We start from the raw sequence: 8109 nt of genomic DNA on the forward strand, positions 1-8109 counted from the left end.
ATCTCGGTTTTCCTCGTTTGTTTGGTTGTTGGTGGCTAAAGTAACTCCATCGAAAGAAAAAACGAATGATGAAATACAGAGGTGATGTATGAAAAAATTAATCGCACTAGGTCTAATGGCTCTTTCAATGAATACAGCGTTTGCAGCAGATGGTAATTACACAGGTACAATCGATATGAACCTGACAGCCCCGAACCAAACTAATGTAGAGCGTGTTGAATCAGAACCTGTATTACAAGGCCGCAATGAAGCATCTTCTGGTGGTTTAAAATTCCAAACTGACGCACAAGATCACGCGATCGAGCTAACAGGTCGTCGAGATTAATCCAAAGCGTTAAGCATACTGGTTGAAGAGTCCGCGTTGTTGAACATTCTGAAAATGTTGTACGCGGACTTTTTTGTGTATGTCCTATCCTAATATCCCACATAAATGTCCCAGTTCTTTGCAATCGACTTTTTGCTATTAACTATTTGTTCTCAATTTCTAGCTCTCAACTCTTAGCTCTCAAGCTTTTGTGAGCCGTTATGCCGCTTCTGCAAGTGAAGTGATGGCTATAAAGGCGATAAATTTGTCGACCAGAAGTGGGTTAAATTGTCCTTTCAATCTTTCATCAAACAGAATACGTAATGCTTTATCAGCGGGCATGCCTGTGCGGTAAGCTCTGGTTGAGGTCATAGCATCCCAAGTGTCGACCAGTGCAATAACTTGTCCAATCAAAGGATTCTCAGAACCTCTTAGGCGCAACGGGTATCCGTTTCCATCCCATCGTTCATGATGTAAAGAACCTAATATAGACGCCAGTTCCAGCTCAGGAACTTCTAACGTCATTGAGTAAGACTCTTCAACGTGCTTATTCATTACTTGGCGTTCTACAGGCGTTAACTTACCTGCTTTATGAAGTACAGCACCGGGCGTCCCTAGCTTTCCTAGATCGTGAACAAGAGCAGAATCGAAAATTAATTCTAACTGTTCTTCATTAAATTCTAAGTACTCGCCAAATGAATAAGAGAGTAAACACACCCTTAATGTGTGCTCGTAGGTTTCCATTGAATGTTGACGCATGGGTTGTAATAACCTGAGTGCATCGAGTGAATATTTGTGTTGTAGGGCGAGTGTGTACACGCGGTCAATCTTGGTTTGGTTCATAGCGGTCTGCCGTGTCAATGTGAATGAGTCGGGCAGTATGGAGAGGATGAGTAGAGGAGTTAACTTAATGTGATTGAATGTTTATTAAACGGTCTTTCTCGAAATTCATACCGAGGTTTAGAAAAATTTAGAAGTTTGAAAGGTAATGAATTTTGAATTAATAGTTATATTTTTCAATGGTTTAAATTTTAATAATGAATCATAGCTATTTAATGGAGTAGAAGTGAGACAAGGTTCACAATACAGCTCTACTTATTAATCAGAGTGCTTTTAATGTATCTATTCAACAGTGATTTGTTGAAACGGAATTCAACACTAAATGTGTTTACCTCAGTCAGTTTAGCGGTATTGCTAGCAGGCTGTGGTAGTGAATCTAACTCCGACGGAGAGCAAGGCATTATTGCATCTCCAACAGAATCAGCCTCGATTAGTGCGCAAGATATTCAAGATAACTCGCTGGTAGAACAAAGCTTCACTATTGATCTGACTGAGCATGTTCACACATCGAATAACCAAGATTTTGTCGTAACTAATGCTCGCTCTCTATCTGGTGATTCTTGCCAAGTTCAAGGTATTAGTGAAGGTAGTTTCAATGTCTATTCGTCTGACATTAATGACTGTTTGTTCGAGTATGAAGTAACGACTTCAGCTCGCACTTCAATGGCAACCTCATATGCTCGTGTTGCTATAGGACAGAATTACTCGTCCACCACTCTTCCACGTATTACAGCGTCAACCATCGAATCACAGGTGGTGGTTGTAGATCTAGAGAGCGAGCTAGGTTCATCGTTACCGAGTGATGACTTTGTCCTGCAAGATAGTGTTATCAGCCTAGGTTCAGGTACAGCTCGTGTCTCTGGTGCACATCAGATTGAATTTACGCCAACGACCAAAGGTCAAACCGAGGTGTATTACAGCTACCAAAACGGTGAGTCGATTCAACAAGGCTCACTGTCGATAGCGACTTCAGAAGATACTTACAATACCGCACCCACAGCGGAAGATTTCGCCTTTAGTGAGTTAGCGTTATTGGGTGAAAACATTTTGGTGGATGTAGCCAGTTATATCGAAGATGTGGATCTCGATGATGTACAGCTTGTCGGCGTGCAGGACTTCAACTCAACAACATCACTTTACGATCCTGCCAATATCTCTAACACCAAGTTTGAGTTCTCTTCTACACAACCTGGCCCTCACGACGTGGCGTACACAGTAAGCGATCACATGGGTGGCTACACTACCGGATTGGCACGCATAGAAGTCGAACCAGATTTCTCTTTGATTCAAGATTGGGAAGATATTGTTACTCATGATCCTGTGATCAGCTCAGACATCCGCTTTTTCGCGCCAATGACAAAAGTGTATGCCGACTACGTCAATGCCCCTTATACAGGCACCTATGTCGAGAATGGCACGCAAGGATTGAAAGACGCTGAAGTCGTCACTCAAACTCTTAGCCAAGCGCGCCAATATTGCAAAGTACGCGGCGGACGCCTGCCTCTGCAACGAGAACTTGAAACGCTTGTCACCAACGAAACCAGTGCATTCACCAACCACAATTGGCCTACAAGTAAGAAGTATTGGACCGCGGAAAACGTCAGTGAAACAAACGCAGCAACTGTTCACTTGAATGATGGAACAATTGGCAACCAATCAAAAGCTGTTGGTATGTACACGACTTGTGTTGATTTGAGCAACCCGAGTGTGAGTGATTTTTCTATCGATGTATCAGTGAAAGAGCGAGTATCAAACCGCTATGAGTATGAAGTTCAAGTTCGTGACCCTGACGGTAATGCAGCACCTTTTGCGGACGTTGAATTAGAGTCCATCAATGAACGCGGTGTTTTTTTGAACCGTGAGCCAATGACTTCAGAAAGCACGAATGAGTTTGGTTTATTGGAAGAAGCGTATTTTGATATTTCATTCAGCGAAGAGGTTCTTGCCGTTCGTGTCAGTTCGCATGAAGAACTTTATTCATTTAATCCAGTGGACGGTGCGTTGGCGATTGATGTGACAGACCCTTCTCTGTGGAGTAGTGAGGAATATTGGTCCCAAGACGTATTTAGCCCAGATGCAGATGGGTTGATGTTGATGCCGGATATTGGGTATAGCAAGCTATTCCATGTATATAAAATGCCATTCCTTGGTGACAATTTTGTTATACGCTTCCGAGTACAGAGTGATGCTAATTCGTCAAGAGGAGAGTTTGCTGTCCTAATTCAACAATTGGGTACTAACCAATCTTCATGGGAGGAAGACGAAATTATGAGAACAGGAAATACGTTTCCGTACCCAGAAAATCATCCTTCAGCATTTGGTTTGAATGTTAATTTGTATGGCCAGATGCCGGTATCCCTATTTGAAGGTGGACAGGTTACTAGTTCTCAAAGCATGAACCTGCGTGACTCAGACCGTTTCTACTGGTTCGACAAACGCGGCCAAAGAGTTTACGTCTACACGTCAACCATAGGTCAGAGACCAGCACAAGCGTCAGGCTATTTTGATATATCAGGTAATGTCGATCTATCGGAGCCATATTGGTTGTCGATCGGGGGTAAAAACGCCGATCCTTCTATGAATTATCGAATAACTGAATTAGATATGGCTGCGTATTAGGAATGACTATGAAAGTATTAAAATTATGTGTGATAGCTCTAGGCATTTCAGCGCTGACAGCTTGTGGTGGAGGCTCTGGTGATTCTGGTTCAACCTCTCAACCTCAACAACCATCCTCTCCAATAGAAGTACCTATTGAAGCCTCTGTCGTTCAATCAAAAGCACTCGTCAATATGGAATCTGATACCACTGTTCATGTTAGTTCAGATATCGATTTTCGCTTAACTTCCGTCGAGCAAGTCGGTAACGGTGTTGATTGTGAGGTAACTTCGATTGATGGTATGACATTCACAACTTTGTCGGATCAGATTGGCGAGTGTCAATTTGAATATAAAGTAGAACCCGTTGAGCAAGATGTTTACGCTGGGCAAGCTTCATCACTCGCAAGGGTATCTGTCTCTGAAACTGCTGATAATAATACACTTCCGAATTTGTCAGAAACGACCGATATTGATTCGGCAGTGACTATTGACTTGTCTGAAGAGCTAAATAGTGAACTAGATACGTCAATATATATCGTGTCGGAAGAGGTGACTTTATTGGGAGCAGGTGCAGTTGAAGTCGACTCACTAAATAATACGATCTTATATACCCCGATCGATATTGGTGTGACACGCATTATGTACTCAATGAGTGATGGCTCTTCAACCAAACTCGGAAACATCGACGTAGCTGTCTCTGATACTGGCAATACACCACCAATCGCTAATGACTATATTCGAGAAGGCAAGCTTGCCAAAGATATGTCGGTTGAAATCGACCTAACAGATTATGTGTCGGACGCAGAAGACAGTGTAATTTTAGATTCTGTACGCGCTTATAATTCAGAAACGGAAATTACATCCGTCACTGAACATAAATTTTCTTTTCAATCATCAGAACCTGGTCCACATGAAGTTGCTTATACAGTCACGGACGGTCGTGGCGGTTATGCGGTAGGGCAAGTTTATATAGAAGTAGAAGCCGATTTTACCCTTATTCAAGATTGGGAAGACATTACCGCTTTCGATAACGTGATCAATGGTGATGTTACGTTCACTGCACCTATGTCTAAAGCGATGGCTGATTATGTCAATGAAGATTACATTAGTGTAAATATGGAAGATGGCTCTCAAGGCCCGAAGCATGTACAGGTCGTACAAATGAACTGGGAACAAGCTAAATCTTATTGTGAGCATCGTGGTGGACGTTTACCATTAACGCGAGAACTGGAAACATTAATCTCTGAGCAACCATTTCCGAATCACAACTGGCCAACATCAACGCCTTACTGGACTGTTGATAAAACTTCTAGTGCTGAAGCGTCCTTGGTTAGTTTGTCTGATGCTTCAACAAGTACGAATGATACTTCTGTAGGTATCGGCTACGCCACCTGTGTTTATTTGAAAGATGATGTACAAGACTTTAGTGTTTCAGATGTTGTTAGTAATGACCTCGGAGACACTCGAAGAACAACTCGTCTCGTTTCGGCAACCTTATTAGACCCTGATGGTAACCCGGCTCCTTATCAAGATATTTTGTTTTGGGGGAGTCAAGATGTAGGCGGTTTTGGAGTGAGTAATGATGTAGTCCAATCATTAAGTGAAACCAACAGTGATGGTGTTGCAACCGCCGTCTACGAATTCACAAGCGGTTACGAAGATAACGTGATGGCACAATATAGCGAAAGTGTTAACTTTGTACCGGTTACTTTAGAAATTGGTAGTCACGATCCTACTGAGCCTGATGACTGGCACGTATCAAAGATACTCGGTGATACAGAGTTAGAATCTTACGAGCCCGTTATTAGTAGTGAAGGTACGATGATCAGTCTAGGTGATCACGATCAGTATATTACTTCGATCTCCAAGAATAACTTTATGGGTGATTCTTTTGACATTTACTTTACGGTCGATAGAACCAAGGCGACTAAAACTAATGGCGGGGCCGTTAATGTTGTACTTCAACAAGTGAGTTCGATAGCTCCGGATATCAATTCTTGGTGTGATGAAAGAATATATGGTTCATGCAGTTGGGCTGGTGCTGCCAGTGTCGGCACTGCAGGTATCCCATCTGGAGACGATCGCTATTTGAAGATTGCATTTGGTTATTATAATAATAATATTTCAGTAGAAACGAGCGAAGGCAGTATTGCAGAGGGAGAGCAACCTGTTTCTTCAGAACGTATTGTTCATTATAGAATTGTAAATGATGAAGGACGTATTCGAATATTTTATACACTAGATGAAAATCTAGAAAATTGGACGCGTTCCATTGATGTGACACTGGAATCAACGCCAATCGATCCCAATAAGTTTTACTACTTAGGGTTTTCTGGTGGAGCTTCTTCTGTTAATGCAGATGGTGTTGTTGCATATATTACACATTTATCTATCGAAGATAGATAAATTTATTTTTAGGTTGTAGAAGCCACCATTTATATGGTGGCTTCTTTAGAAATGGAGTCTATAAAAACTCAACCATATTTATTAATAAAAGAAATAACATGTTTATTGCTAAGTAATTCAATCTTGTCGATAGTCAGTACGCAATAGCGGTAGTTTTTGTTTTTGAAGGTGATGTTCGACTTTTCTTCTGTTGGTTCTGAAAACTTCCATATTTCAAATCCGATGTTCTTCATAAGTTTCAATGCACTTGGGTTCTTGATGATCATGGAATACTTTTTAATCTTAGTGTTTCTTGCAAGAAGCTTCATATCGGAAATTAGATTCGCAATAGATTGTTCGCGTTTCTCTGAGTGACCGCTAACCACAATGTAATTTAAGCTCTGGTTAGAATCTAAAGAACATGCTTGCTTAATATGCAGATGCTTATTTTGGTATTGCTCGAATACCTCTTCGTTGAAGAAAAAACCTAGGCTATGACTAACAATATCGCCATTAACATCGACCAATTTTCTGCCATGCGCCTTTTTTTCACTGTAATAGAGAAACAGATCGATAGTATCGAGGGCTGAAGGATCCACCTTTGTATATTGTGAAATCAGCTTTATTCTATCTATTACTGCTTTGTCATTCTGATCTGTCATCAATGGCATGATCTTACAGTCGCAGCCTTCCTCTATCTCCCCTTTAGTAATAGACGATATTCGGCTTTGAAACGAAAAAAACCTCTCACTAAGGAAGTCTTCAAGTAGCGCACTGTCTTCGTTATCTTCGGAATCAAAGGATTTCAACGTTGTATATAAGTCCAGACCAAGGCAGCCTAATAGCTTTAGAGCTTTGTAATTGTTTGGCTTTACTTTGCTATTTTCCCATCGATTTACCGTTACGACATCTACAGAGCTGAATTCATCATCTAAGTGATTAATGTATGCCGCAAAATCCTTTTGCGTTAACTTCAATTTCTTGCGCGCTTCGCGCAGTAATTGCGGAAATTTCATCATGGTAGAATATTCATCTTTGATTAGTGACATTACGTTCCGATTCGTCAAATAGTCTATTTTATCCATCGTTAAGATACAGTAGCTATAATGTTTATCTTTGAATGTGATATTACATTTTTTAGCAGAGGGTTCTGAAAATTTAAACACTTCAAACCCCACGCCCTTCAAGAGTTTCATCATGTTGGGATCTTTTACTAAAACAGAATATTTTTTAATATTTTTGTTCTGAGAAAGTAACTTTATATCTGAAACTATATGCTCAATAACATGATCTTTTGTCTCTGAGTGTGAGCTTACATTAAAATAATTTATACTTTTGCTTGAATTTAAAGAGCAGGCCATTCTGAGATCTAGCTCTTGAGTTTTTAATATCTCAAATTGATGGTCTTCAAAGAAAAAGCCTACGTTGTGACTCACAATGTCGCCATCTGTATTGATGAGCTTGTGACCATGTGCTTTTTTCTCACAGTAATAGAGATATAAATCAATTTGGTCCAGTGGTGAAATGTCGACTTTTGTGAATTTAGAAAGTAGTTTGATTCTGTCGATAACGCTAGTTTCACACGGCTCTGACATTAAAGGCTGTGACTTAAAATTGCGTTGGCCTTGTTTTTTATTGAGGCCTGCTAGAGCTGAAATTCGACTTTGAAATGAGCCATGGGATTCGTTAAAAAACGTTTCGATTAGTGTATCTTTTTGTTCGGACTTAAAGCTCTTTATTGTCTCAAACAAATCTCCGCCAAGATACTGTAAGATCTTGAGTGCTTTGTATGTACTTGGCTTTACCTTACTGTTTTCCCAACGATTTATCGTTACGACGTCAACCGCATTAAACTCATCGTCCAGCTGATTTAAGTAGGTTGCAAACTCTGTTTGCGTAAATTGAAGTTCCTTTCTGAAGTTACGTAACAACTGTGAAAACTCACTCATTAAAACATTAACCTTCTGATAATTAACTCAA

Annotated in this window: 5 protein-coding genes; 3 read left to right on the plus strand and 2 right to left on the minus strand. The window is 40.5% G+C overall.

The genetic code is table 11. The features are described 5' to 3' along the window. Positions 1-88 precede the first annotated feature (88 nt). Positions 89-325, plus strand: a complete 237-nt coding sequence (locus L0992_06045; protein ID XGB68250.1) for a hypothetical protein — start codon at positions 89-91, stop codon at positions 323-325. A gap of 198 nt (positions 326-523) precedes the next feature. Here L0992_06045 and L0992_06050 read toward each other — a convergent pair whose 3' ends face one another. Continuing rightward, the gene (locus L0992_06050) at positions 524-1147 is read right to left on the minus strand and encodes an HD domain-containing protein (protein ID XGB68251.1); all 624 of its coding nucleotides are present in this window, start codon (positions 1145-1147) and stop codon (positions 524-526) included. A 273-nt stretch (positions 1148-1420) separates the two neighbouring features. Here L0992_06050 and L0992_06055 point away from each other — a divergent pair, with 273 nt between their 5' ends. After that, the gene (locus L0992_06055) at positions 1421-3763 is read left to right on the plus strand and encodes a hypothetical protein (protein XGB68252.1); all 2343 of its coding nucleotides are present in this window, start codon (positions 1421-1423) and stop codon (positions 3761-3763) included. 8 nt (positions 3764-3771) lie between these two features. Continuing rightward, a complete protein-coding gene (locus L0992_06060; protein XGB68253.1) occupies positions 3772-6150 on the plus strand; it encodes a hypothetical protein in 2379 nt (792 codons plus the stop codon). Between the two features lie 68 nt (positions 6151-6218). On the opposite strand, the gene L0992_06065 is transcribed toward L0992_06060, so the two are convergent. Next, positions 6219-8078 (minus strand): helix-turn-helix transcriptional regulator, encoded by a 1860-nt coding sequence (locus L0992_06065; GenBank protein XGB68254.1) that lies wholly within the window; start codon positions 8076-8078, stop codon positions 6219-6221. Positions 8079-8109: the final 31 nt, after the last annotated feature.

This window comes from Vibrio pomeroyi (assembly GCA_041879425.1).
GTDB lineage: Bacteria > Pseudomonadota > Gammaproteobacteria > Enterobacterales > Vibrionaceae > Vibrio > Vibrio pomeroyi_A.